Raw genomic sequence first — 413 nt, forward strand, 5'->3', positions numbered from 1 at the left:
TCCCATGGCAGGACGGGCAGCCCCATGCCTGTCAGCAGCTCGACCACCCCCGCGAGGAACGGCGAGGACCCCGTGCAGGTGGCGAACAACTGGAGCCGTACGTCCCCGCCGAACAGGGGCAGCACATCCAGCAGCCGGGTCGCGGATGTCACGTTGTGCACCACGAGCAGCACCCGGCGGCACCCCGCCCGGGTGACCCAGCGCTCCGCGTCCGCCCCCACCGGCACCCGCAACCGTGCCGCCCCACCCATCACCACTGGCGCGTATCCCCGTCCCGGCCTGATCGATTCGGCGTTCCTCCGGCCGTGGACCCGATGCTATCGAGCCGTAACTCCGGGCACACGCACAGGGATCAAGGATGCGGTACCCACGGGGACGGGAACCGGCCTCGATCCGACCGCCGCCCCCGCGGC

Annotated in this window: 1 pseudogene; it reads right to left on the bottom strand. The window is 71.9% G+C overall.

Annotated features, from left to right (window positions below):
* Positions 1-251, bottom strand: a pseudogene (locus CCN72_RS36510) (hypothetical protein); the annotation flags it as partial.
* Positions 252-413 lie beyond the last annotated feature (162 nt).

The organism is Streptomyces murinus (assembly GCF_002154555.1).
GTDB classification, from domain to species: Bacteria; Actinomycetota; Actinomycetes; order Streptomycetales; family Streptomycetaceae; genus Streptomyces; species Streptomyces murinus.